Annotated in this window: 24 protein-coding genes and 2 pseudogenes; 5 read left to right on the forward strand and 21 right to left on the reverse strand. The window is 72.0% G+C overall.

Annotated elements, in window-relative coordinates; translation table 11 throughout:
• Positions 1-3: 3 nt before the first annotated feature.
• Together ACNAYW_RS13405 and ACNAYW_RS13410 are read right to left on the reverse strand one after the other, a co-directional pair.
• Complete coding sequence (locus tag ACNAYW_RS13405) at positions 4-966, reverse strand: RNA polymerase subunit sigma-70 (protein WP_415850188.1); 963 nt, start codon at positions 964-966, stop codon at positions 4-6.
• An 8-nt stretch (positions 967-974) separates the two neighbouring features.
• On the reverse strand, positions 975-1,586 hold the full coding sequence (locus tag ACNAYW_RS13410) for a maleylpyruvate isomerase family mycothiol-dependent enzyme (protein WP_415850189.1): 612 nt from the start codon (positions 1,584-1,586) through the stop codon (positions 975-977).
• 103 nt (positions 1,587-1,689) lie between these two features.
• Here ACNAYW_RS13410 and ACNAYW_RS13415 point away from each other — a divergent pair, with 103 nt between their 5' ends.
• Positions 1,690-2,304: a type II toxin-antitoxin system PemK/MazF family toxin gene (locus ACNAYW_RS13415; RefSeq protein WP_415850190.1), complete on the forward strand. Its 615-nt coding sequence runs from the start codon at positions 1,690-1,692 to the stop codon at positions 2,302-2,304.
• A gap of 1 nt (position 2,305) precedes the next feature.
• On the opposite strand, the gene ACNAYW_RS13420 is transcribed toward ACNAYW_RS13415, so the two are convergent.
• Complete coding sequence (locus tag ACNAYW_RS13420) at positions 2,306-2,713, reverse strand: RidA family protein (RefSeq protein WP_415850191.1); 408 nt, start codon at positions 2,711-2,713, stop codon at positions 2,306-2,308.
• Between the two features lie 25 nt (positions 2,714-2,738).
• Positions 2,739-3,425, reverse strand: a complete 687-nt coding sequence (locus ACNAYW_RS13425; protein WP_415850192.1) for a type 1 glutamine amidotransferase domain-containing protein — start codon at positions 3,423-3,425, stop codon at positions 2,739-2,741.
• 201 nt (positions 3,426-3,626) lie between these two features.
• Here ACNAYW_RS13425 and ACNAYW_RS13430 point away from each other — a divergent pair, with 201 nt between their 5' ends.
• A complete protein-coding gene (locus tag ACNAYW_RS13430) occupies positions 3,627-5,219 on the forward strand; it encodes a succinic semialdehyde dehydrogenase (RefSeq protein ID WP_415850193.1) in 1,593 nt (530 codons plus the stop codon).
• Positions 5,220-5,277: 58 nt separating this feature from the next.
• Here ACNAYW_RS13430 and ACNAYW_RS13435 read toward each other — a convergent pair whose 3' ends face one another.
• Entirely contained in the window at positions 5,278-5,892 is a 615-nt protein-coding gene (locus tag ACNAYW_RS13435; protein ID WP_415850194.1) for a TetR/AcrR family transcriptional regulator, read from the reverse strand.
• A 152-nt stretch (positions 5,893-6,044) separates the two neighbouring features.
• On the opposite strand from ACNAYW_RS13435, the gene ACNAYW_RS13440 reads away from it, so the two are divergent.
• A complete protein-coding gene (locus ACNAYW_RS13440) occupies positions 6,045-7,646 on the forward strand; it encodes a class I adenylate-forming enzyme family protein (protein ID WP_415850195.1) in 1,602 nt (533 codons plus the stop codon).
• A complete protein-coding gene (locus tag ACNAYW_RS13445) occupies positions 7,643-8,938 on the forward strand; it encodes an MFS transporter (RefSeq protein ID WP_415850196.1) in 1,296 nt (431 codons plus the stop codon). Before ACNAYW_RS13440 ends, ACNAYW_RS13445 begins: the two co-directional genes overlap by 4 nt.
• On the opposite strand, the gene ACNAYW_RS13450 is transcribed toward ACNAYW_RS13445, so the two are convergent.
• The 5 genes and pseudogenes from ACNAYW_RS13450 to ACNAYW_RS13470 form a co-directional block, all read right to left on the reverse strand.
• Positions 8,931-9,197 carry a hypothetical protein gene (locus ACNAYW_RS13450; protein ID WP_415850197.1) on the reverse strand — a complete coding sequence of 89 codons (267 nt, stop codon included), beginning with the start codon at positions 9,195-9,197 and terminating at the stop codon, positions 8,931-8,933. The genes ACNAYW_RS13445 and ACNAYW_RS13450 overlap by 8 nt on opposite strands.
• 13 nt (positions 9,198-9,210) lie before the next feature.
• The coding region (locus tag ACNAYW_RS13455; RefSeq protein ID WP_415850198.1) for a transglutaminase-like domain-containing protein at positions 9,211-9,787 on the reverse strand (577 nt) is incomplete at its 5' end.
• A gap of 4 nt (positions 9,788-9,791) precedes the next feature.
• A pseudogene (locus tag ACNAYW_RS13460) lies at positions 9,792-10,053 on the reverse strand (transglutaminase N-terminal domain-containing protein); the annotation flags it as partial.
• Positions 10,050-11,033 (reverse strand): alpha-E domain-containing protein, encoded by a 984-nt coding sequence (locus ACNAYW_RS13465; protein ID WP_068521368.1) that lies wholly within the window; start codon positions 11,031-11,033, stop codon positions 10,050-10,052. The pseudogene ACNAYW_RS13460 and the gene ACNAYW_RS13465, both read right to left, overlap by 4 nt.
• On the reverse strand, positions 11,020-12,612 hold the full coding sequence (locus tag ACNAYW_RS13470) for a circularly permuted type 2 ATP-grasp protein (RefSeq protein ID WP_415850239.1): 1,593 nt from the start codon (positions 12,610-12,612) through the stop codon (positions 11,020-11,022). Before ACNAYW_RS13470 ends, ACNAYW_RS13465 begins: the two co-directional genes overlap by 14 nt.
• A 335-nt stretch (positions 12,613-12,947) precedes the next feature.
• Between ACNAYW_RS13470 and rpsT the strand changes: the two genes are divergently transcribed.
• The gene (gene rpsT / locus ACNAYW_RS13475; protein WP_068572410.1) at positions 12,948-13,208 is read left to right on the forward strand and encodes a 30S ribosomal protein S20; all 261 of its coding nucleotides are present in this window, start codon (positions 12,948-12,950) and stop codon (positions 13,206-13,208) included.
• Between the two features lie 117 nt (positions 13,209-13,325).
• On the opposite strand, the gene holA is transcribed toward rpsT, so the two are convergent.
• The 11 genes and pseudogenes from holA to ACNAYW_RS13530 all read right to left on the reverse strand — a co-directional run bounded on the left by holA (position 13,326) and on the right by ACNAYW_RS13530 (position 23,115).
• Positions 13,326-14,315 (reverse strand): DNA polymerase III subunit delta, encoded by a 990-nt coding sequence (gene holA / locus ACNAYW_RS13480; RefSeq protein WP_415850240.1) that lies wholly within the window; start codon positions 14,313-14,315, stop codon positions 13,326-13,328.
• Between the two features lie 25 nt (positions 14,316-14,340).
• Positions 14,341-15,144: pseudogene (locus ACNAYW_RS13485) on the reverse strand (ComEC/Rec2 family competence protein); the annotation flags it as partial.
• Between the two features lie 652 nt (positions 15,145-15,796).
• Positions 15,797-16,744 (reverse strand): helix-hairpin-helix domain-containing protein, encoded by a 948-nt coding sequence (locus ACNAYW_RS13490; protein WP_415850199.1) that lies wholly within the window; start codon positions 16,742-16,744, stop codon positions 15,797-15,799.
• A 127-nt stretch (positions 16,745-16,871) separates the two neighbouring features.
• Positions 16,872-17,726 (reverse strand): DegV family protein, encoded by an 855-nt coding sequence (locus ACNAYW_RS13495; protein ID WP_415850200.1) that lies wholly within the window; start codon positions 17,724-17,726, stop codon positions 16,872-16,874.
• Positions 17,723-18,451 (reverse strand): diglucosylglycerate octanoyltransferase, encoded by a 729-nt coding sequence (octT, locus tag ACNAYW_RS13500; protein ID WP_415850201.1) that lies wholly within the window; start codon positions 18,449-18,451, stop codon positions 17,723-17,725. The genes ACNAYW_RS13495 and octT overlap by 4 nt, the downstream gene beginning before the upstream one ends.
• A complete protein-coding gene (locus ACNAYW_RS13505) occupies positions 18,448-19,155 on the reverse strand; it encodes a histidine phosphatase family protein (protein ID WP_415850202.1) in 708 nt (235 codons plus the stop codon). Before ACNAYW_RS13505 ends, octT begins: the two co-directional genes overlap by 4 nt.
• Complete coding sequence (gene rsfS / locus ACNAYW_RS13510; RefSeq protein ID WP_415850203.1) at positions 19,155-19,571, reverse strand: ribosome silencing factor; 417 nt, start codon at positions 19,569-19,571, stop codon at positions 19,155-19,157. Before rsfS ends, ACNAYW_RS13505 begins: the two co-directional genes overlap by 1 nt.
• Positions 19,568-20,239: a nicotinate-nucleotide adenylyltransferase gene (gene nadD, locus ACNAYW_RS13515; RefSeq protein ID WP_415850204.1), complete on the reverse strand. Its 672-nt coding sequence runs from the start codon at positions 20,237-20,239 to the stop codon at positions 19,568-19,570. The genes rsfS and nadD overlap by 4 nt, the downstream gene beginning before the upstream one ends.
• A 31-nt stretch (positions 20,240-20,270) precedes the next feature.
• Positions 20,271-21,764: a vWA domain-containing protein gene (locus tag ACNAYW_RS13520; RefSeq protein WP_415850205.1), complete on the reverse strand. Its 1,494-nt coding sequence runs from the start codon at positions 21,762-21,764 to the stop codon at positions 20,271-20,273.
• Positions 21,761-22,660 carry an AAA family ATPase gene (locus tag ACNAYW_RS13525; protein ID WP_415850241.1) on the reverse strand — a complete coding sequence of 300 codons (900 nt, stop codon included), beginning with the start codon at positions 22,658-22,660 and terminating at the stop codon, positions 21,761-21,763. Before ACNAYW_RS13525 ends, ACNAYW_RS13520 begins: the two co-directional genes overlap by 4 nt.
• Before the next feature lie 2 nt (positions 22,661-22,662).
• A complete protein-coding gene (locus tag ACNAYW_RS13530; RefSeq protein WP_415850206.1) occupies positions 22,663-23,115 on the reverse strand; it encodes an SRPBCC family protein in 453 nt (150 codons plus the stop codon).
• Positions 23,116-23,121 lie beyond the last annotated feature (6 nt).

The following is a 23,121-nucleotide window of genomic DNA, read 5'->3' on the forward strand; positions in this document are numbered from 1 at the left end:
GGCTCACGCCGAGGGCGCCAGGCGGGCCGGGAGGCCGAAGGACTCGAACCGGTCCGCCTGGTCCAGGCACGTGGTCACCCGGGTGATCCGGGCACCGTCGGACTCGACGACGACCAGCGCGAACGGGCGCATGCCGCCCTCGTCGCCCGGCTCGTACTGCCCGAACGCGGGAGCACCGTTCGCCGTCGTCGGGACGAGGCGGTGGCCGACGCAGGCGTCACCCGAGCCGAACAGTGCCGCGTAGTCGTCCGCGCCCCGCAGCCAGAAGGCGACCGGCGGCATGGAGAACACCACGTCCTCGGCGAGCAGGGCGGCGAGCCCGGCGACGTCGTGCCGCTCGAAGGCGCGGACGAAGCCCTCGAGCAGCCGGGCGTCGACCTCGCCGACCGGGACGTCCGACGGTGCCGGCCCGGCGCCCGCGAGCACCTTCCGCGCCCGCTGCAGCGAGGAGTGCGCCGCGGCCGCGCTGATGCCCAGGATCGACGCGGTCTCGGCGGCACTGTGCCGGTAGACGTCGCGCAGCACCAGCACGGCGCGCTGCGCCGGCGTGAGGTGCTGCAGCGCCGCGACGAACGCCATCCGGATCGTCTCGTGCCGCTCGGCGGCCGCCGCCGGATCGTCGCCGGCGTCGGGCAGGGGCGTCACCCAGCTGCCCGGCCGTAGTTGCGCGTAGGCCTGATCCCCCGCCCCGTTCCGCTCGGACAGGTCCGTCGGGAGTGCCTTGCGCGGGGCCGCGCGCAGCAGGTCGATGCAGTACCGCGAGGCGATGGCGTACGCCCAGGTCCGGACGCTCGCGCGCGCCGGGTCGTAGCTCTCCCGCGCGCGCCACAGCCGCAGGAGCACCTCCTGCGCGGCGTCCTCCGCCCCGGCGCCGTCCGCGATCATCCGGTAGCAGTAGCGCACCAGCTCGGGGCGCAACGCGCCGAGGACGCCCTCGTCGATCGATGCCTCGTCGACCTCCGCCACACCCGCGATCATCCCACGTCGGCGCGCGCCGGGACCGGGTGTCGGCCCGTCGCGATCAGGACGATCGTCAGCGTCGGCAGCGAGACCTCGCGCGGACCGTCGCCGAGGGCCAGGTCCGAGTCCTCGGCCGTCAGCCGCAGGCCGGTGAGGTCGACGCCGAAGAATCCGAGCCCCTCCGCCGTCGACCCGGCCACCGTGGCGGCGAGGACCTCGGGTGCCGGACCTGGCAGGCCGAGCGGGATCGTGATGTCGAGGCCGTGGATCACCTCGTGGGCGAGGGCGCCCTGGGTCGCCCCGGGGCCGGGCGTCCACCGGCTCGCGACGCGGGCCTTCTGGATGGCGAGCAGCTCGGTGTCGGAGAAGCGGACGACGTCGGCGCGGGCGGTGCGATCGACGGCGAGATTCACGTCCCCGCCCGCCTCGGTCAAGGCCGCGACGAAGTCGTCCTGGGTCTGCGTGTCCGTCATGTTCAGGTGGGCGACCACCTCGCGGACGCGCCAGCCCGCGCACAGCGAGTCGGCGGCCCAGTGGTCGGGCGTGAGGCCGTCGAGCAGCGCGGCCATGCGGGTGCGCTCGGCGACGGTGGCGTCGTACAGGTCGGTATCGGTGAGGCTGGTCATGGCGGTCTCCTGTGCTCGTGATCGGTCGTCACAGGTACATACGATCGGGGTCGCCGGAATTCGTCGCGGGCGGCCGCCGCGGGCGCGGGCCTATCCTGGGGGCATGGCGAACGACTTCACCCGCTTCGCGGCCGTGGCGGCCAAGCTCGCGCGCGAGCACGGACCACGCCTCGCCGCGCAGGTCGTCAACAGCCCTCCGGTCCGGGCGGGCCGCGAGGCGATCACCCAGGTGGTGACGCAGACGGTGAATCAGGCGCTCGGCCTGGAGGCACCGGCCGAGCCGAAGGAGTTCACGCCCGGCAGGCCCGTCACCCGCACCTTCACGCCCACCGCGCTCATGGCGCGGGGCGTCTTCTACGCCCCGCAGCTCGACGGCCAGGCCGACCCGGGCGAGATCGTGTGGACCTGGGTGGAGTTCGAGGAGACGACGGGGCCGAACGCGGGCCAGGGCAAGGACCGGCCGGTGCTGGTCGTCGGGCGGTCGGTGAACAGCCTGCTCGGGCTGATGCTCTCCAGCCAGGAGCGGCACATGGGCGATCCGGACTGGGTCGGCATCGGCTCCGGGCCGTGGGACGCCGACCAGCGCCCATCATGGGTGCGGCTCGACCGCGTCCTCGACGTCCCCGAGGACGGCATCCGCCGCGAGGGCGCCGTGCTCGATCGTCGCCGTTTCGAAGCCGTCGCCCAACGCCTGCGCGACGACTACGGCTGGAGCTGAGTCAGCCCGCCACAGCGGCCACAGCCTCTATCTCGACGAGTTGGTCGTCGTAGCCGAGCACTGTCACGCCCATCAGAGTGCTCGGCACATCGTGGTCGCCGAACGCCGCGCGGACCACGTCCCATGCCGTCACGAGATCTCGCTGCTGCGTCGACGCAACGAGGACGCGGGTGTAGGCGACGTCCTCCAGCCGCGCACCTGCGGCATCCAGCGCCAGTCGGAGGTTCTCGACGCATGCGGCGGCCTGCGCCGCGTAGTCACCGGGAGCGACGGTGTGCCCGTCACCGTCGAGCGGACAGGCTCCCGCCGGGAACACCAGCCGGGAGTCAGGCTGCACCGAAGACGCGTACGCGTACTGCGCGACGTCGCTGAGCGACATCGACCGGATCAACCGCACGTGGTCCTGCATTCCCCGACCATGCCACAGGAGAGGTTCAGCCCAGCGCCTCGACGACCCTCTGCGCGGTCGCCTTGGCGGATCCGGGGTTCTGGCCGGTGACGAGGTTGCCGTCGACCACCGTGTACGAGACGAACGGGAGCTTGCCCTTCTCGTAGAGCGCGCCGCGCTCCTTCGCCCGCTCCTCGGCGTTGTACGGCACCACCTTGTCGACGCGGGCCAGGACCTCCTCCTGCCACGCGAAGCCGGTCATCTTGCGTCCGGCGATCAGGTACTCCCCGTTCGACAGCTTCGTGTCGAGCAGGCCGCAGTAGCCGTGGCACACCGAGGAGACGATGTCGCCGCGCTCGAAGATCTCGCGCGTGATCCGCTGCAGGCCCTCGCTGCCCGGGAAGTCGTACATCACGGCGTGGCCGCCGGTGAAGTAGATCGCGTCGAACTCGGACGAATCGATCTCCTCGGGGCTGCGCGTGGTCTCGAGCAGCGACATCTTCGCGGGATCGGCACGCCAGGCCTTGGCGGTCTTGTCGTAGTTGGGGAACTTGAGCGACCGGGGCTCGAGCGGCACCGCGCCGCCCTGCGGGCTGACCAGAACCTGCTCGTAGCCGGCCTCCTCGAAGACGTGCCAGGCGTGGGTGAGCTCGGAGAGCCACAACCCCGTCTCGTGCGACGGATCGTCGTAGTGGCCGACATTGGTGACGACATTGAGAATGCGCTTCGACATGGGGCGGTGCCTCCTGAGAATGGATCTTTCCGATCGCCGGAACTGACGCGACCTGCAATGTGTGCAGCGCTTACATTAGGCGTGGACTGCAGATTCGTCAATCGGAACGTGAGATACCCCTCAGGTGTTGACAGTGCTTACATCGCCTGCTTAGCCTCATGTAAGCATCGCATACATCGACCGGCGAGGAGCCCGGAGACCATGACCTCGACAGCATCGACCACGACCCCCGCCACGACGGCACCGCCCGCCTCGTTGACGGCCGCAGCACTGCACCGTCTCACCGCCCGCGTGAGCGCCGGGACCGACGCCGAGCGCACCGTCACCACCGCGCCCTACACCGGCGCGCCGCTCGCGGACCTCCCCGTCTCGACCCCTGCCGATGTCGAGGAGGCGCACACCCGCGCCCGGCGTGCCCAGGACCGCTGGGCGGCGACGCCCGCCACCGACCGCGCGAAGATCCTGCTCCGCTTCCACGACCTCGTCCTGGAGCGACAGGCGACCGGGCTCGACGTCATGCAGGCTGAGAACGGCAAGACCCGGCGCGACGCCTACCTCGAGATCGCCGACGCAGCGATCGCCGCGCGGTACTACGCCCGGACCGGCCCCAAGGCCCTCGCACCGCAGCGACGGCGCGGCGCGCTCCCCCTACTCACCCGCACCACCGAACTGCATCACCCCAAGGGCGTGGTGGCCATCATCTCGCCGTGGAACTATCCACTGTCGATGGCGGCGACCGACGCCATCGCCGCGCTCATGGCCGGCAACGCCGTGATCCAGAAGCCCGACACCCAGACCGCACTCACCGCGCTGTGGGCGATGGACCTGATGTACGAGGCCGGCCTCCCCGCCGATGTCTGGCAGATGGTCGTGGGCCGCGGCAGCTCGATCGGTGATGCGCTCATGGCGGGCGCGGACTACATGATGTTCACCGGATCCACTGCCACCGGTCGCCAGATCGCTCGCGATGCAGGCGAGCGCCTCATCGGTGCGTCGCTCGAGTTGGGCGGCAAGAACGCGATGCTCGTCCTCGACGACGCCGACCTCGACCGCGCCGCCACGGGCGCCGTCGCCGCGGCGTTCCCGTCCGCCGGCCAGCTGTGCGTCTCGGTCGAGCGGATGTACGTCGCCGAATCGGTACGTGAGGAGTTCGTCGCGAAGTTCGTCGAGCGGACGAAGGCCCTCGAGATCGGCGCCGCCTACGACTTCACCACGGACGTCGGCAGCCTGACCACCGAGAAGCAGCTGCGCACCGTGACCGAGCACGTCGCCGACGCTGTCGCGAAGGGCGCGACGGTCCTCGCCGGCGGCCGCCCCCGCCCGGACCTCGGCCCGCTGTTCTACGAGCCGACGATTCTCACGGGCGTCACCCCCGAGATGACCCTGTACGCCCACGAGACCTTCGGCCCCGTCGTGTCGATCTACACGGTGACGGGCGATGAGGAGGCGATCGCGCGGGCCAACGACACCGTCTACGGCCTCAACAGCAGCGTGTGGGGGCGCGACGCACGCCGCGCCGGCGCGGTCGCCGCCCGGCTGCACACCGGCACCGTGAACATCAACGACGCCTTCGCCGCGGCCTGGGGCAGCATCGATTCCCCGATGGGCGGCATGGGCGATTCGGGCCTCGGCCGCAGGCACGGCGTCGACGGGCTCCTCAAGTACACCGAGGCGCAGACCATCGCACACCAGGCGCGCCTGAACTTCTACCCGCCCGCCGGCGTGCCGTGGAAGCTCTGGGCGCCCACGATCACGACGGCGCTGCGCATCTGGAAGTCCGTCGGCGCACGCTGAACCCCCTCACCCCCGAGGAGCGCCACCCACGAACGGCTTCGACCCGGACGGTGACGCGCTACGGCACCGTCGGTGCGCCGACGGCCATCCGGGCCATCACGCGGTAGCGCTCGGCGAGCTCCTCGGGAGTGAAGGAGCCGCTGTGCCGGAACCATTGCGCCACACCGGTGCACATGGTGACCACGGCGCGGCTCACCTCGTGCGGGAACGGCGTGGTGAACACCCCGGCGGAGGCGCCCTGCTCGACGACGCCGTCCATCAGTGCCTGCTGACGGTCCCGGTTGGCGATGTACCGGGCGCGCGCCTCGGGTTCCAGGCTGCGCATCTCGCTGACGGCGATGAAGGCGAGCTCGCGGCGGTTGGCGTGGAAGAGCACGAGGCATTCGACGAGCAGGTCCAGGCGCCGCAGGAGATCGTCGCCGGCCTCCGCGAGGGCGGCCTCGCTGCGCCACCAGAGGTCCGCCATCGCCGCATCGACGATGGCGACGAGCAGCTCCTGCTTGGACGCGTAGTGGTGATACAGGCCGGGCACCGAGAGATCGACGGCCGCCGCGAGCTGCCGGATCGTCGTGCCGTTGTAGCCCTGCGCGACGAAGTGCGCCAACGCGCCGCGCAGGAGCTGCGGCAGCGGGTCCGCAGTGAACGCGCGCCAGCCGGATTCGATGTCAGTCATAGCAATCGCGATGATGCCCTACCTCCTCCATCTGCGGGAACGGCGCCCGCCACTCGGGCTTGACATTCGAGTGTGATCCCCACCACTATAGCTACCGAGCGATCGCTCGGTCGGTTGCTCCACATATTATTTCGACGGAGGGATCAATCCCGATGGACCTCGCACATTCCCTGGTCGCGGCATGGCACGATCGCGTCGCCCGCGATCCCGACGCACCCGCGATCGCCTACTTCGACGGCCGCCTCACCGCACAGCAGCTGGACGCCGAGTCCGACGCGCTCGCGGTCGCGCTCAGCGAGCTCGGCACCGCGCGGGGCGACCGGGTAGGGATCCACCTGCAGAACATTCCGCAGTACGCCGTGCTACTGCTCGCCCTGTGGAAGCTCGGGGCGGCGGCGCTGGTGCTCAATCCGATGTACCGGGGCCCGGAACTGCGACGCCTCCTCGACGATGCCGGAGCGACCGGTGTGGTGAGTGCCGACGTCGACGCCGCCGGGATACGCGAGGATCTCGCGGGGAGCGACGTGCGCTGGCACCTGAGCACCTCAGCGCTGGACTACCAGACCCGCAACGACCCCCGGGCCTTCCCGAGCACCGAGCGCCCGGCCGCCGCGCCCGATGGCGACCTGGTCGACCTCGTCCGCCGCTACCGCGGGCGGGTGCCCCACCCGGTGGCCATCACCGCCGATGACCTCGCACTGCTGACCTACACGTCCGGAACAACGGGGCCGCCCAAGGGCGCCATGAACACCCACGGCAACGTCCTCGCCGTCACCTCCTCCTTCCGCGACTGGGCCGGGCTGGAGCCCGGCGACGTCGTCTACGGGATGGCGCCGCTCTTCCACATCACCGGCGCAGTCGTGAACGCCGCGCTCGCGCTGCTCAGCGACACGGTCCTCGCTCTCACCGGGCGCTTCCAGCCGGCGGTCGCGCTCGACGCCTTCGTCGAGCACGGCGTGACCTACACGATCGGCTCCATCACCGCCTACAACGCGATGTCGCAGGTACCCGGCGCCTCCGCGGAGCACTTCCGCAGCACCGAACGGCTCTACTCCGGCGGAGCCCCGATCCCGCCCGCCACGGTCACGCGGTTCGAGGAGCGGTTCGGCCCGTACATCCACAACGGCTACGGCATGACCGAGACCACCTCCGCGGTCATCGCCGTACCGCCGGGCGAGCGGGCGCCCGTCCACGGCCCCAGCGGCACCCTGTCCATCGGGCGGGCCCTGCCCGGGGTCGCCGCGCGGGTCATCGGGCCCGACGGTGCGCCGCTCCCCTCGGGCGAGCAGGGTGAGCTGGAACTGTCCGGCCCGCAGATCGTCCCGGGCTACTGGAACAATCCGGACGCCACAGCATCGACGATGCCCGACGGCCGGCTCCGCACCGGCGACGTGGCGATCATCGACGCCGACGGCTGGGTCTACCTCGTCGACCGGCTCAAGGACCAGATCAACTCGTCCGGGTACAAGGTCTGGCCTCGCGAGGTCGAGGACGCGCTGTGCGCCCACCCCGCGGTGCTCGAGGCCGCCGTCGTGGGCGAACCCGACGACTATCGCGGCGAGGCCGTCGTCGCCTACGTCGCGCTGCAGAACGGCAAAGAGGCGTCGAGCGAGGAACTGATCGCCTTCTCCCGCGAACACCTCGCCGCGTACAAGGCGCCGCGCGCCGTGCGCATCGTCCGACGACTACCGAAGACCCCCACCGGAAAGATCCGCCGCGCCGACCTGCGCGATTCCTCGAGGAGCGACCGATGACCCAGGACCCCGTGCTGCAGCGCCCCGCCGAGACGGCGTCGGCCGGCCTCGCCGACAAGCGCAAGTCGCTCCTCGCGAGCTCCGTCGGCAACGTCATGGAGTGGTACGAGTGGAGCGCCTACGCGGTGTTCGCGCCGTTCATCGCCGCGGCGATGTTCGACAAGTCCGACCCCGTCTCCGCGCTGCTCTCGACGCTCGGCGTGTTCGCCGTCGGCTTCCTCATGCGCCCGCTCGGCGGAATCGTCTTCGGCCGCATCGCCGATCACAAGGGCCGCAAGTTCGTCCTCGTCACCACGATGCTGACGATGGCCACCGGCAGCTTGATCATCGGCCTCCTGCCCTCCTACGACACGATCGGCGTCGGCGCCTCGCTGGGTCTCCTGCTCTGCCGGATCGCCCAGGGCTTCGCGCACGGCGGCGAATCGGCCACGGCCAACACCTATGTCGCGGAGATCGCACCGAACCACCGCCGCGGACTGTGGGGCAGCGTCGTCTTCGCCGCGATCTTCGGCGGCTCCGTCGTGGCGTACACCGTCGGCGGCGTCGTCACCACCGTCCTACCGAAGGGCGATGTCGCCGAGTGGGGCTGGCGCATCCCGTTCCTGCTCGGCGCGCTGCTCGCCGTCGCCGCCCTGTGGCTGCGCCGCAGCATGGAGGAGAGCGAGGTCTTCGAGGAGGACGCGTCCGCCGCGGCCCGCGAGCCCGTCGACCGCAGGACCCTCGTTAAGTCCGTCCTGCTCGTCGTCGCGATGACCTCGGGCATCACCGCCGCGCACTACACGTGGACCTCGTACGCCTCGACGTATGCGATCAGCCGGCAGGGAATGTCGCCGCAGGCCGCGTACTGGGCGACGGTCGCAGCACAGGTGATCGCGCTGTGCACGCTCCCCTTCTGGGGCAGGCTGTCCGACCGCGTCGGCCGCAGGCCCGTCATCCTCGGATTCGCGGGGGCGATGATCGTGCTGCAGGTCCCGCTCATGGCCCTCATCGGTTCCCACGGCTGGACGCTGCTCGCCGCGTCCGCTGTGGCCCTGGTCCTCGTCGCCGCCCCCGGCGCGATCCTGTCGTCGACGATGTCAGAGATCTTCCCGACCCGGATCCGCACGCAGGGCATCGGATTCGCCTACTCGGTGTCCGTGGCGGTGTTCGGCGGCACGGCGCCGTACTTCAACCAGCTGGTCAACCAGCTGGGCGTGGGCTGGATGGCGAGCGTGTACATCATGGTGCTGTGCGGGGCGACCGCGGCTGCGGTGTACCTCATGCCCGAGACGAAGGGCATCCCGCTCAGTTGAGCCCGGTGTCCTGCAGGTGGGCGCGCAGGTACCGGGCCGTCACGCTCGACGGTGCCGCCGCCACCTGTTCGGGCGTCCCTTCAGCGACGACGGTGCCGCCCGCGGCACCGCCCCCGGGCCCCGTGTCGACGACGTGGCCGGCGTTCGCGATCATGTCGTGATCGTGCTCGACGATCACGACCGTCGCCCCGCGCTCGACCAGCCGCTGGAGGACGCGGAGCACCCGGACGGCGATGCGCAGCGGGGCGTCGGCGGTCATGCGCGGCGAGCCGTCATGCGAGGCGGGTGATCTCCACGACGACGTCGAGATCCGAGGCGCCGCCGCCCGCGATGACGCCGCGCAGGGGCGGGACGTCGGCGTAGTCGCGACCCACGCCCACCGAGACGTGCCGCTCGCCGATGGGGACGTCGTTGGTCGGGTCGTAACTGCGCCACTGCCCCGTCCACGCCTCGATCCAGGCGTGCGACTCCCCCGCCACCGTCGAACCGACTTCGGCGTCGCGCTGCGGATGCAGGTACCCCGAGACGTAGCGCGCCGGGATGCCGACGCTGCGCAGCAGGAGCAGCGTGAGGTGCGCGTAGTCCTGGCAGACGCCCTTGCGCTCGTCCCAGGCGTCGATCGCCGACGAGTGCACGCCCGTCGTTCCGGGCACGTAATCGAGCTCTTCGTGCACCCAGCGGCACACCGCGAGCACGGCCTCGTCGAGCTCGAGGTCCTTGACCAGCTTCTTCGCCTGGGCAGTGAGCTTGCGGTGCTTGGGCACGTAGTCGGTGTAGTTCAGCAGCTCGTCGAACCGGTCGCGCACGCGGTCGGTCTCCAGCTCGTCCCAGCCGACCACCTCTCCGGCGNCGNCGGCGGCCTCCGTCTCCACGACGGAGGCGCCGGTGACCTCGAGGGCGGTGTGCGGGGCGTGCAGGTCGAAGGCGGTGACCGCGGTGCCCCAGTAGTCGGTGTAGCGGTAGGCGCGGGTGGCGGGCACCGTCTCCACGCGGTTGAGAATGACGTTCTGCCGCTGGTCGCTGCGCGGCGTCAGGCGGGCCTCGTTGTACGACGAGGTGACCGGCGCGTTGTAGCCGAAACCGGTGGAGTGAACGACTCGAAGACGCCAGCTCACAGCTCCCCCTCCAGGATGGTGTCGATGTCGCCCCGGGCGCGGGCGTCGGTCCAGGCGACGTACGGCGTCACGTGGAAGTAGCGGGCGGTGACGGCCTCGCCGGCGGCCTGCCCGAGCTCCTGCAGCGCGAGGAGGCGCCGCTGGAGGTCCTCGAGAAGCTCGCCAGGGGCGAGGAATTCGAGCTCGCCGCGGGCGCGGCCGAGGAGGCGCTGCGCCTCGGTGCGGGTGCCGAGGCGGCCCTCGCGCCCGCCCTCGATGGCGTTCAGGCAGTCCTCCGCCGTGGTGAGCGCGTGGATCACCGACCGGGGGAACAGCCGGTCGACCAGGATGAACTCGACGACGCGGGTGGCGTCGAGGACGCCGCGGTGGGTGCGCAGGTAGGTGTCGTGCGCGCCGGTCGCGCGCAGCACCGTGACCCAGGTGGGGGCGTTCGCCCGGTCACCCGCGCGCGAGAGGAGCAGGCGCACCGCCATGTCCATCCGCTCGATGGACCGGCCCAGCAGCAGGAAGCGGTAGCCCTCGTCGCGCGAGAGCGTCGAGTCGGTGAGGCCGGAGAACATCGCCGCGCGGTTCTTGATGTAGTTGAGGAACTCGTGCGGGCCCAGGCGACGGGCGGCGCGCTCGCGCTCGGCGAGGCCGTTGTAGGTGGCGTTGAGGCACTCCCACATCTCGGAGCTGGTGACCTCTCGTGCGCCGCGGGCGTTCTCGCGGGCGGAGGCGACGGTGGCGGCGATCGACCCACTGCCCGGGTCCCGGTTGTACGCGACGACCTCGGTGACGGACCGCAGGTCGAGCGGCTGGTCCGCCGGTGGCTCGGGGATGCCGAGGACGCGGACGAGCTGACGCGAGACCCGGTCCTCGTCGACGGTGGCGTCCTCGAGGAACTGATGGACGGTGACGTCGAGCATGCGGGCGGTGTCGTCGGCGCGTTCGGCGTACCGGCCGATCCAGTACAGCGCCTCGGCGTTACGGGCGAGCATCAGCGGCTCCCTTCTCGACGTGTGCCTGCTGCGGGTGGTCCTGCGGACTGCGCTCGGTCTCCGTCGCCCCACGCGCCTGCTGCTGTTGTTGGTCCTGCGAGCTGAGCTCGGGGCCGAGCTCCACCTGCTGCTGCTCGGCGAGGTCCCGGCTCGGTACCACCTCGACGCCCTCGAGTTCCGCCTCGGCGGCCGAGGACCGGGCCGCGAGGACCCAGGTGTCCTTGGAACCGCCGCCCTGGCTCGAGTTCACGACGAGGGAGCCCTCCGGCAGCGCGACGCGGGTGAGGCCGCCGGGCAGCACCCAGACGTCGTCGCCGTCGTTGACCGCGAAGGGCCGCAGGTCGACGTGTCGCGGGCGGGCCTGCTCGCCGATCTTGGTCGGCACCGTCGACAGCTGCATGACCGGCTGGGCGATCCAGCCGCGCGGGTCGGACGTCACCTTGCGGCGCATCGTCGCGAGCTCCTTCTCGCTCGCGTCGGGGCCGAAGACGATGCCGTAGCCACCCGAGCCCTCGACGGGCTTGATGACCAGCTCGTCGATCCGATCGAGCACCTCCTCGCGCTCGTCGTCGAGCCAGCAGCGCAGCGTGTCGACGTTCTGCAGCAGCGGCTTCTCGCCGAGGTAGTAGTCGATGATGTCGGGCACGTAGGTGTAGGTCAGCTTGTCGTCGGCGACGCCGTTGCCGACCGCGGAGCTGATCACCACGTTGCCCGCGCGGGCGGCGTTGAGCAGGCCCGCGACGCCGAGCACCGAGTTCGGGAGGAACTGCATCGGATCGAGGAACTCGTCGTCGATGCGGCGGTAGATCACGTCGACCTGCTGCTCGCCGCTCGTCGTGCGCATGTAGACCACGTTGTCGCGGCAGAAGAGGTCGCGGCCCTCGACCAGCTCGACGCCCATCTGCCGGGCGAGCAGCGAGTGCTCGAAGTAGGCGGAGTTCGCCATGCCGGGGGTGAGCACCACCACCGTCGGGTCGGCCTCGTTGGAGGCGGCCGAGCGGCGCAGGGCCCGGAGGAGGTGGGAACTGTAGTCGGCGACGGCGCGCACCCGGTGCCGCTGGAACAGGTCCGGAAAGACCTGCGCCATCGTCCGGCGGTTCTCCATGACGTAACTCACGCCCGACGGGGACCGCAGGTTGTCCTCGAGGACGCGGAACGTGCCCTCCGCGTCGCGGATGAGGTCGATGCCGGCGACGTGGATGCGCACGCCGTTGGGCGGGCGGATGCCGGCGGCCTGCCGGTGGAAGTGGGCGCACGAGGTGACCAGGCGCTTCGGGACCACACCGTCGCGCAGGATCTCCTGCTCGGAGTAGATGTCGTCGAGGAACATCTCCAGCGCCTGCACGCGCTGCTTGATGCCCTTCTCGAGGCGGTTCCACTCGGCGGCGGCGATCACGCGCGGCACGAGGTCGAGCGGGAAGGGCCGCTCGCGGCCCTCCAGCGAGAACGTGATGCCCTGGTCGATGAAGGCCGCGCCGAGGGCGTCGACGCGGGCCGCGAGGTCCGACTCGTCGGCCGAGGAGAGGGCGCCGAAGATCCGCTTGTACGGGGTACGGACGGTGCCGTCGTCGGCGAACATCTCGTCGAACGCCCGCCCGAACGACGGAGCGCCGTCGTAGCCGCCGAACAGGGACGCCTCGTCGGACAATCGGGGGGAGGCGGCCTGCTTCCGGGTCGCGGACGCCGACGTGCGTCCCGTGGTGCCGGACTTGGCCTGTTTCTGCGGGGTCACCCGGCCATCGTGCCGCACCGGCGCGGTTTCGGCAGCGCTCTCGTTCACGCCGTGGCAATGTGGGTGTCGAACGGCGTTCCCGCAGGCGGTGCCGCGATTTGGGTTGTGTCCGGGCCGCTGGTAACCTGGTACGTCGGCAGTCAGTACCGGCTGCCCCTTTCGAGACAAGAGAGTTTGAACGCGTGGCCAACATCAAGTCCCAGATCAAGCGGATCAAGACCAACGAGCGCAACCGCCTGCGCAACCAGTCGGCGAAGTCGTCGCTGCGTACCGCCATCCGCCACTTCCGCGAGGCCGTCGAGGCCGGGGACAAGGCCAAGGCCGGCGAGCTCCTCGTGAGCACCAGCCGCCAGCTCGACAAGGCCGCCAGCGCCGGCGTCATCCACGCCAACCAGGCCGCCAACAAGAAGTCGGCGCTCTCGCTGGCTCTCAACAAGCTCTGATCTTCCGCTAGACGCGCGTATCACCGCGCCGCACCACCCACCGGCACCACGCGGGCCGGGACTGGAGCGGCGCGGTTTTCGCGTATCCGAACCCGGCCCGGACCGGCGCGCCCAGGATCAGCCCGCGAGCGTGGCGACCCTGCGGACCGCGATCTCCAGCGCGTAGTCCGGATCCGCCGCCTGGCCCTTCACGTCGGCGTTCGCGGCGGCCACGGCCTGCAGCGCTCCGGCGACGTTCTCGGCGCGCCACCGTCGCGCGACCTGCGTCATTTTCTTCACCTTCCACGGCGCCATGCCCAGCTCCCCCGCGTCCCGGTACTGGTCGGGGGTGCGGCCCAGGCCGCGGATCCGCGCGACGGAGTGCACCGCGTCCGCGAGCGCGTCGGCGATGAGGACGTGCGGCGTGCCCCGGTGCTGGGCCCAGCGCAGCGCCTCCAGCGCGGCCGCGACCTGCCCGGCGACGGCCTTGTCGGCGATCTCGAAGCCGGTGACCTCGGCGCGGCCCGCGTAGTAGCGGTGCACCGCGGCCAGGTCCACGCGGCCTCCCGTATCGGCGACGAGCTGCGCGATCGCCGCCGCGAGCTCGCGCAGGTCCTTGCCCACCGAGTCCACGAGCAGATCCACCAGCTCGTCGGAGACGCGCACCTTCTGCGCCCGGAACTCGGACTTGGCGAAGTCCGCGCGGTCGCGCGCGGAGGTGATGGTCGGGACCTCGACCAGCTCCGCCCCCGCCTTCTTCAGCGCCGCGACCATCGACTTCGCGCGGCCGCCACCGCTGTGCTCGATCACCAGCGTGATGCCGTCCGGCGGGTTCTTCGCCGCCTCCACGATGAGGTCGACGGGGGCCTTGCCGGCCTCGCCCGCGGACTCGAGGACGACGATGCGCTCCTCGGCGAACAGCGACGGGCTCAGCAGCTCCACCAGCTCGGACTGGTCGACATCGCCGGCGCGGATCCGGGTGACCGGCACGGCGTCACCCGCCCCGCCGGGCAGCCCCATACCGCCGTCTCCCGCGGCCGCGCGCGCCGACTCGACGATCGCCGAGACCGCCCGCTCCACCAGGAGGCCCTCGGTCCCCACCACCACGTGTACGCGCGCGCTGTCCACCACGGCTCCCATACTTCCAGACCCCACCGACGACGACGCACGCCACGACGAGCGCGACACCCGTGGCCGCGCCACCCGGCACGTCGACGACGCCGATCCGCGCGCACCACCGGGCGACCGCGATCACCCACCACAACTCCGGGCCCGTCGCCCGCACCGCCAGCGCGGCCACGGACGCCGCGATCGGGGCCGCCACGGCCGCGAGGGTCCCCGCCACCGTGATCACCGGGATCACCGGCCCTGCCAACAGGTTCGCGGCCACCCCGCCCAGCGGCACGCGACCGGAGAAGGCGATCACGAGCGGCAGCGTGACCACCTGCGCCACGAGGGCGACCGCCAGCAGGCCTGCGAGCGTGTCCGGCACCCGCGCCACCACCAGGCGATCGCGCAGCAGCGGCGACCACAGCACCAACCCGGCCGTCGCCGCCACCGACAGCGCGAAGCCGATGTCGCGGGCCAACGCCGGGCGCACCAGCATGAGCACCACCACCGCGGCGAACAGGGCGACCAGCGGCTGCCGCCCGCGGCGCAGCACCAGCGCCGCCACCCCGACGAGCCCCATCACCGCGGCCCGCACCACGGACCCGGTCGGCCCCACCAGCCCCACGAAGGCGACGATCGCCACCGTCGTGACCGCGGCACGGGCGGCGAGAGGGAGGCCCACCGCGGCGCACAGGCCGAGGACGCACAGCGCGATGATCGCGAAGTTGGCGCCGCTCACCGCCGTCAGGTGGGTGAGGCCCGAGTCCTGGAAGTCGCCGCGCACCGTCGGCAGCGTCGCGGATTCGTCACCCAGCACGAGCGCGGGCAGGAGCCCGGCGGCGTCCACGGGCAGCGCGGCCGCGGCGANCGCCGCCANCGCNCGNNGAACCGCGGCGGCCGCCCGGAAGTACGGCGGCGCGCGGCCGAGCGTCGTCGGCTCCCCCGACCCGACGAGGACGGCGGCGACGAGGCCCGGCCGGGTGCTGCGGAGCACCGTCGCGCGGATCGCGACCGTCTCGCCCGGGACGAGCCCGCCGAGGTCCTGCGTCGCGCCGAGCAGGAGGACTCCCCCGTGCGCCGGCACCTCGGCGTCGGTGCGCACCGCCAGCGCGGTGGCGGGCACCAGCACCCGCGACGCGTCGAGATGCCCGCCCGGATCACCGGACCGCTGCCGCGGCCACTCGTCGACCTCGAGCACCACCTCGACCGAGCCCGCACCGTCGTAGTCGGCGATCGCGGCGCGCTCCCGGTCGTGCACCCGCACCGCGACCGACGCCGCGACGCCCGCGCCCAACCCGGTCGCGGCCAGCATCACGAGGCAGATCGCGTGCACTGCCGGCCGCGGCTCCCGCCGCAGCGCCGTAGCGGCCCCCACCGCCACCGCCGCCAGGACGGAGGCCGACCACCAGGCGGCCGCGGCGGAGATCAGCGCGATCGCCGCGGCGGCCCAGCAGACGATCGCCGCCGGGAGCAGACGCAGATCGAGCTGCTCGCGCACGTCACACCGTGGCCATCGGCTTGATCTTGGCGAGCTTGGCGTCGCCGATCCCGCTGACCTTCCCGAGGTCGTCGACGGTGCGGAACGGCCCGTTCTTGTCGCGGTACGCGATGATCGCGGCCGCCGTCGCCGCGCCGACCCCGGGCAACCGGTCCAGCTCCGTCGCGGTCGCGGTGTTGATGTTGACCGCACCGACCGCCGCGGCCCCGGTGCCGCCCGCCGAGCCGCCCGGCGCACCCGACGGCGCACCGGCGACCGCGGACCCCGACCGGACCGAACTACGCAGCGTCACTCCCGCTTTCGGATCCACCGCACCGACGACCACCTGATCGCCGTCACGCAGCGGCTGTGCCAGGTTCAGGCTCGCGGTGTCGGCGCCGCCGAGTGCGCCGCGGGCGGCGGTGAGCGCGTCCGCCACCCGCGCGCCGGGCCGCAGGCGATGCAGGCCGGGCGCCCGGACCAGCCCGACGACCGCCACCACCAGCTCCGACGGCGCCGCAGCAGGCGCCGGCGCAGTCCTGGATCCGTCCGGTGCCGCCGACCGTCCCGCGGCGGACGGCTCGACCGACGACGAAGCGCCCGCGAAATCGACCACGGGGTACGCGCCGCCGCCCCCGCCGCGCGCCGGCCCGAGCACTGCCACCGCCGCCACGACGGCGGCGATCAGCCCCACCACGACGAGCGCGACGGCGGCCCGCGGCGTCGTGCGCACCCGCTCGACCGTGGAGCGCCACCCCGCGGGCTCCTGGTCGTCCCAGAAGTCGTCGTCCTCCATGCGCACCCGGCGCGACGGCGCGGCCCCGCGGTCGAATCCACCCTCGTCCTGCCCGCCGCCGTCCCGCCCGTCGACGCCGCGCCGATCGGGCGCGAACTCGTCCAGCCACGCCGGCCGCGCGAAGATCTGCTCGTCCGCGACGCCACCCTCGGTCGCTTCTCGTTCGCCGTTCATGCGTCGAACCGTAGGACGAGGGCACCGTCGGACAGCCCGCCGAGGACCGGGAATCAGCGGCGCCTGTGGATAACCCCGAACCTGTGGATGACCCGCCGAGAAGCGGCGGCGCCGTCGGCGCGGTGTGCTAGGCCGGGCCCGCCTCGTCGACCAGCGCCGGAGCGACGGCGACGCCCACCGCGCCGGGGCCGAGGTGCGCCGCGATGGTGCCGCCGAAGGGCCCGATCACCAGCTCCTCGAGCTGCGGGAACTCGCCGCGGACCAGCTCCGCCACGTGCTCCGCCGCGTCCAGCGCCTCGACGTGGTGCACCGCGACCCGCGCCGGCCGGTTCCCGAGGTGCTGGGAGGCCAGCGCGGCGAGCTGGTCGCGCGCGCGGGAGACCGTGCGGGTCTTGCGCTCCGAGACGATCCGCCCGTCCTGCAGCCGCAGCACGGGCACGATCTGCAACGCCCCGCCCAGTAGCTTCGCGAGGGCGCTCACGCGGCCGCCGGCCCGCAGGTGGTCGAGCGTCGCGACGCAGAAGAAGCCCTCCGCACCGTCGAGCACCTGGCGCGCGGCCTCGGCGACCTCGTCGGCGGACGCGCCGGCGCGGGCCAGCCGCGCGGCCTCCAGCACGCCGAAGCCCATCGCCATGTCGATGCTGCGCGAATCGACCACCGTGATGCCGGCGTCCATGAGCGCCGCCTGCGCCACCGACGTCGAGTACGTCGAGCTCAGGTGCGAGCTCATGGTGATCACCACGACCCCGTCGCCCTCCGCCTCGGCGACCGCCGCGGCCAGCACCTCGCGGACCTCGCCCACCGACGGTCCCGAGGTGGTCACGCCCTCCTTGACGAACCGGTCCGCCTGGTAGCCGGTGCCGTAGTCGATGTACTCGCTCTCGCCCGCCAGGACGTGCAGCGGGAGGATGCGGATGCCCAGCTCGGCGGCCCGCTCGGGGACGATCGCGGCCGAGGCGTCGGTCACCACGACGACGCTCATGACGCGCCCCCTTCCGCACCCCGCAGCGCGCACAGCACCCGCTGCGCCACCTGCTCGTGCATCTCGAACGACCAGTGGATCCCGTCGATGTTATTGATACCCAGGTCGAACGACCACTCGCACAGGTCACGCAGGGGGACGGCCGGCACGCCGGCGCCGTCGGACCAGTCCCGCATCGCCTCCCGCGTACGCGCCCACCCGGGATGCGCGAAGGAATACGCGAGCGCCCGGTGCGTGGGCGGTTCGAGCAGCGCGATCGGCGCCTCCGGCCGCAGCGAGCGCAGCGAGTCGTAGGTCTTGCCGAGGTAGTCGACGGTGACCTTCGGCGGGAGCGCCATCGGCCAGCCCACCGGAGAGAAGACCTTCTGGATCGCGGCGTAGCCGTCGCGGGCGCGAGCGCGCAGCGACGCGGGCCGCAGGTAGCGGATCTGTTCGCGGATCGCGGTCGGCAGCGGCGAGGGCAGCGAGTCCATGCCGCCGAGCGCCAGCACCGCCGCCTCGACGGTCGGCACGGCCGCCCAGACGCGCGGGTCCTGCGTCACGCACCACCAGCCGTCGCGCGTGGTCCAGCCGACGCGGGCGAAGAGCTCACAGCGCAGCCCCAGCTCCGCGGCCACCAGATTGGGCCAGATCCGCGGGTCGGAGGTCGGCAGCGCACCCTCGGGCCCGTAGAAGCCCAGGGAGTCGCTGAGCACCAGGAGCGTGCCGGTCGGGGAATCGCTCACTGGACCTCGGGCACCGACTGGGGCGCGGTGTCGACGTCCGACGAGGTGTTCCACACGTCGAGCCGCCACCGCGTCGCGTCGCCGTGGGCGGAGAGCTGCACCCAGCTGCAGTTGCCGAGGCCGCCGAGCACCGGCCAGTGATCGACGGGCAGGTCCAGCAGCCGGGCCGTCAGGGCGGCGATCAGCCCGCCGTGCGCGACCAGGATCACGGGCCGCTCGCTCGATCCCCACTCCGGCAGCCGCTCGGTCAGCTCCGTCACCAGCGGGTACGACCGCGCGGCCACGTCCACCCGCGATTCGCCGCCGGGCGGCGCCCACTCGGGGGCGTCGCGCCACCGTCGGCGAGCTCCGGGCATGTAGGTGTCCACCTCGACGTGCGTGCGGCCCTGCCAATCGCCCAGCATGGTCTCCCGCAGCCGGACGTCGGTCTCGACGGTGCCGCCCGTCGCGTCCGCCACGGCGTCCGCGGTGTCGCGGGCGCGGCGCAGGTCCGAGCTGATGATCGCGATCGGGTCGCGGTCCGCGAGGGCTGCGGCCGCCGCGCGGGCCTGCCGCCGCCCGAGGTCGGTGAGATCGGTGTCGAGCTGGCCCTGCATGCGCCCCTCGGCGTTCGACGCGGTCTGGCCGTGCCGGAGCAGGATGAGCCGACGCACCATGGGGGTCAGACGCTCGACCGACGAGTCGAGCCCGTCCTCCACGTGCATCAGGCGCCCTCGCGGTCCCCGTCGGTGCCCGCGGAACCCTCGGTCCGGGCGTGCTCGCCCAGGCCCTCGACCTCGATGCGCGGGCAGTCCTTCCACAGCTTCTCGAGGGCGTAGTACTCGCGCTCCTCCTCGTGGAAGACGTGCACGACGATGTCGAGGAAGTCCAGCAGCGCCCAGCGGCCCTCGCGGGCGCCCTCGCGGCGGGTGGGCTTGACGCCGGCCTCGCGGAGCTGGTCCTCGACCTCCTCGACGATGGCGTTCACCTGCCGCTCGTTGCCCGCGGACGCGATGACGAAGGCCTCGGTCAGCACGAGCTGCTCGGAGACGTCCAGCACGACGACGTCGGTCGCGAGCTTGTCGTCGGCCGCACGGGCCGCGACGGCGGCGAGGGTACGGGCCTGATCGGATGCGGTCATGATCCTCCTGGGTTCACGGTCTTGTCCGGTGCCGGGCGGCTCTGGTATAGAGCGCGCTTGGCGATGTACTGCACCACGCCGTCGGGCACCAGGTACCAGACGGGCCGCCCGGAGTCGGCGCGCGCGCGACATTCGGTCGACGAGATGGCCAGCGCGGGCACCTCCACGAGGAACAATCTATCCTTCGGCACGTCCGACAGGTGATCCGCGCCCAGCTGGTAACCCGGCCGGGAGACGCCGATGAAGGTCGCGAGGCCGAACAGCTCCTCCCAGTCCTGCCAGCTGAGGATCGACGCGAGGGCGTCGGCGCCCGTGATGAAGAACAGGTCGGTGTCGGGGTTCTGCCGGTGCAGGTCCCGCAGCGTGTCCACGGTGTAGGTGTCGCCGCCGCGGTCGATGTCGACGCGGCTGACGGAGAAGCGCGGGTTCGAGGCGGTCGCGATGACCGTCATCAGGTACCGGTCCTCGGCGGGCGTGACCTCGCTCTTCTGCCACGGCCGTCCGGTGGGGACGAAGATCACCTCGTCGAGGTCGAACCGGTCCGCCACCTCGCTCGCGGCCACGAGGTGGCCGTGGTGGACCGGGTCGAAGGTCCCGCCCATGACGCCGACGCGGCGGCGACCGTTGTCACCGGCGCGGCGGTGCCCGGCGGTGCTGGACTCACGCATAACGGACCATCCTATGCATCCCCCTGCCGGGTCAGACGGGCAGCAGGCGCCCGATGACCTCGGCCAGCTGCCCCGCGGTGCGGCACTCGTACATGTCGATGAGCCGCCCGTACTTGTCCGCGACGGAGTCGCCCGTCCCCCACGACGCCTTCCGCTCGGGGTTGAGCCAGAAGGCGTGCCGCGCCTTCTCGACGAGCTCATCGAGTTCCGCGAGCGCGGGGTCCGTGTGGTTCGACCGGGCGTCGCCGAGGATCAGCAGGGTGCCGCGGTGGGTGACCGCGTCGGGGAAGTCACGCACGAAGGTGCGCAGGACGTTGCCGTAGTCGGAGCCGCCGAACCGCGCGACGTTGGTCTCCCGGATCACCCGGTCGAACATGTCCACCACGGTGTCGACGGTGAGCGTGCGCGACGGGTCGATGTAGTCGGTGATCTCGTCCACGGAGTCGACGAAGCCGAACACCCGGATCTTGGAGAACTCGGCGCTCAGCGCGTGCGTGAGCAGCAGCGTGAAGTTGGAGAAGCCCGCGACCGAGCCCGAGAGGTCGCACAGGAGCACGAGCTCGGGCTTGGTGGGCCGGGGTCGACGGTGCGCCAGATCGATCGGCACGCCGCCGGTCGACATCGACTTGCGCAGCGTGCGTCGCAGGTCGATGGGGCCGCGGCGGGCGCGACGCCGCCGCACGAGCAAGCGGGTGGAGAGCTGTCGGGCGAGCGGCCGGACGGTCTGCTCCATGCGGTGCAGCTCCGTACGGGTAGCGGCGAAGAAGGCGACGTTCTCCGGCAGCTGCGGCGCGGCGTACTGCGCGACCGCCTCGGGGCCCCGTCGGGCGGCCATGGCGACGGACGTGAGCTCCTGCACCCGCTCCGTGAGCCCGGCGACGCGCGAGCGTGCGACCCGGCGGGCGGACTCGTACTCGAAGCTGCCGGGCGCGGCGCCGTCCTCGCCCGCGGCGGCGAGCAGGCCGTTGGCGATGGCGGCGATGAGCGTCTGCGGGTTGAGGGCCTTGAGCGCCTGGTACGAGGAGAAGGCGGTGCCCGTGGCGGAGTTGTACTCGCCCAGCTGCTCGACGATCTGGCTCGCGATGCCGTCGTGGTCGCCGCCGGCGACGAGCGCGGCGACGGCCTCCTGGCGCAGCGCCTCGCGGACGGCGTCCGGGTCGGGTGGGGTGTCGGCGGCCGGCATCTTGAGCGGGTCGGCCTGATCGGGCGCCTCGCCCGGGGCGCCGGAGCAGCCCTCCCCGCCGGACCCGGAGGCACCGTCGGGCCCGATCGCGGCGCCGAAGCCTCCGCGGACCGGGAAGTACAGGTCGAAGATCACGTCGAAGGTCTTGCGGTGCATCTGCTCCCGCAGGAGCACGGCGGCGAGGCCCTCGCGGAGTTGGCCGCGGTCGGTGAGGTCGAGCACCGTCAGCACCTCGGCGGCGGTGATCGCCTCACCCGGGCCGATGGCCATGCCGCGCTCGCGCAGCGTCCGCACGAAGGCGTGCAGATGCTGATCGAGCGGCGTGCCGACGGTGGACGTCATGACAGGCCCAGCGCCGTGGCGGCGGTCTCGATGTCGACCTGGTGCTTGAGCACCACGCCGAGCGTCGAGCGGAGCGCCGCCTTGTCGATGGACCCGCTCGCGCTGCCCGTCACGCCGAGCGCGAGCAGCGTGCGGCACCAGTCCAGCGTCTCGGAGACGGAGGGCTTCTTCTTCAGGTCCAGCGCGCGCAGCGTGGAGATGACCCGCAGCAGCTGCTGCGCGACCTCGGTCGGCAGGTCGGGGACCCGGCTGCGGATGATCGACAGCTCCAGCTCGGCGTCCGGGAAGTCGATGTGCAGGTAGAGGCAGCGGCGCTTGAGCGCCTCCGACAGCTCGCGGGTGGCGTTGGAGGTGAGGAACACCAGCGGCTTGCGCTGCGCGACGATGGTGCCGAGCTCGGGCACCGTCACCGCGTAGTCCGAGAGGACCTCGAGCAGCAGGCCCTCGAATTCGAGGTCGGCCTTGTCGGCCTCGTCGATCAGCAGGACCGACGGACCGCCCTCGCGCACCGCCTGCAGGAGCGGCCGCGGGAGGAGGAACTCCTCGGAGAAGACGTCCTGCTTGGTGTCGTCCCAGTCGCCGTCGTTCCCCGAGGACTGGATGCGCAGGATCTGCTTCGCGTGGTTCCACTCGTAGAGCGCACGCGCCTCGTCGATGCCCTCGTAGCACTGCAGCCGGACGAAGCGGGCGGCGCGGGCCTGCGAGCAGGCGCGGGCCAGCTCGGTCTTGCCGACGCCGGCCGGACCCTCCACCAGCAGCGGCTTACCGAGCTTGTCGGCCAGGAAGACGGCCGTGGCGGTGGCGACCGAGGGGATGTAGCCCGTCTCGCGCAGCGCCGCGGCGACGTCGTCGACGCTGGTGAAGAGGGCCGTGGGCGCGGGGGTCGTGATGTCGATGCTCAGCGTGCAGCCTTCCGTTTGAGGACCTCCTTCGAGAAGCCCTTCGACGCGATCTCTGCACTCATCTTCACACCCCTGCGCACGACGAAGCCGGGCAGCGTGATCTTGAGGTCGATGTTCATATCGCAGACGACGTGCACCCTGTCGTCACCGATGGGCGTGAGCTGGTAGTACCCGCCCTGGGACCGGACGGCCCTGCCCTCGCCCGCCGACTGCCAGGCGACTCTGGTCTCGGGCGTGAACTCGTAGTGGAAGCGCATGCTGTCGCTGATGCCGACCATGCCGGCCTCGACCGCGACGAGGCTGGGATCGCCCGCCGCGTTGCGCTCGACGACGGTCACGCTCTTGTGCGAGGACGACCATGCGGGGAGGGATTCGACGTCCAGCAGCGTCGCGTAGGCGAGTGCCGCGGGGGCGTCGATCTCGAACTCGACCTTCTCATTGATTGCCATTGCAAC

The sequence above is a fragment of the Tsukamurella ocularis genome (genome assembly GCF_965138335.1).
In the GTDB taxonomy this organism is placed as follows: Bacteria; Actinomycetota; Actinomycetes; order Mycobacteriales; family Mycobacteriaceae; genus Tsukamurella; species Tsukamurella ocularis_A.

Coding starts and splice junctions, on each gene's coding strand:
- ACNAYW_RS13410 (WP_415850189.1), bottom strand. CDS start 1,586: ATGACCAGCCTCACCGATACCGACCTGTACGACGCCACCGTCGCCGAG.
- ACNAYW_RS13415 (WP_415850190.1), top strand. CDS start 1,690: ATGGCGAACGACTTCACCCGCTTCGCGGCCGTGGCGGCCAAGCTCGCG.
- ACNAYW_RS13420 (WP_415850191.1), bottom strand. CDS start 2,713: ATGCAGGACCACGTGCGGTTGATCCGGTCGATGTCGCTCAGCGACGTC.
- ACNAYW_RS13425 (WP_415850192.1), bottom strand. CDS start 3,425: ATGTCGAAGCGCATTCTCAATGTCGTCACCAATGTCGGCCACTACGAC.
- ACNAYW_RS13430 (WP_415850193.1), top strand. CDS start 3,627: ATGACCTCGACAGCATCGACCACGACCCCCGCCACGACGGCACCGCCC.
- ACNAYW_RS13435 (WP_415850194.1), bottom strand. CDS start 5,892: ATGACTGACATCGAATCCGGCTGGCGCGCGTTCACTGCGGACCCGCTG.
- ACNAYW_RS13440 (WP_415850195.1), top strand. CDS start 6,045: ATGGACCTCGCACATTCCCTGGTCGCGGCATGGCACGATCGCGTCGCC.
- ACNAYW_RS13445 (WP_415850196.1), top strand. CDS start 7,643: ATGACCCAGGACCCCGTGCTGCAGCGCCCCGCCGAGACGGCGTCGGCC.
- ACNAYW_RS13450 (WP_415850197.1), bottom strand. CDS start 9,197: ATGACCGCCGACGCCCCGCTGCGCATCGCCGTCCGGGTGCTCCGCGTC.
- ACNAYW_RS13465 (WP_068521368.1), bottom strand. CDS start 11,033: ATGCTCGCCCGTAACGCCGAGGCGCTGTACTGGATCGGCCGGTACGCC.
- ACNAYW_RS13470 (WP_415850239.1), bottom strand. CDS start 12,612: ATGTTCGCCGACGACGGCACCGTCCGTACCCCGTACAAGCGGATCTTC.
- ACNAYW_RS13490 (WP_415850199.1), bottom strand. CDS start 16,744: ATGAACGGCGAACGAGAAGCGACCGAGGGTGGCGTCGCGGACGAGCAG.
- ACNAYW_RS13495 (WP_415850200.1), bottom strand. CDS start 17,726: ATGAGCGTCGTCGTGGTGACCGACGCCTCGGCCGCGATCGTCCCCGAG.
- ACNAYW_RS13505 (WP_415850202.1), bottom strand. CDS start 19,155: ATGCACGTGGAGGACGGGCTCGACTCGTCGGTCGAGCGTCTGACCCCC.
- rsfS (WP_415850203.1), bottom strand. CDS start 19,571: ATGACCGCATCCGATCAGGCCCGTACCCTCGCCGCCGTCGCGGCCCGT.
- nadD (WP_415850204.1), bottom strand. CDS start 20,239: ATGCGTGAGTCCAGCACCGCCGGGCACCGCCGCGCCGGTGACAACGGT.
- ACNAYW_RS13520 (WP_415850205.1), bottom strand. CDS start 21,764: ATGACGTCCACCGTCGGCACGCCGCTCGATCAGCATCTGCACGCCTTC.
- ACNAYW_RS13530 (WP_415850206.1), bottom strand. CDS start 23,115: ATGGCAATCAATGAGAAGGTCGAGTTCGAGATCGACGCCCCCGCGGCA.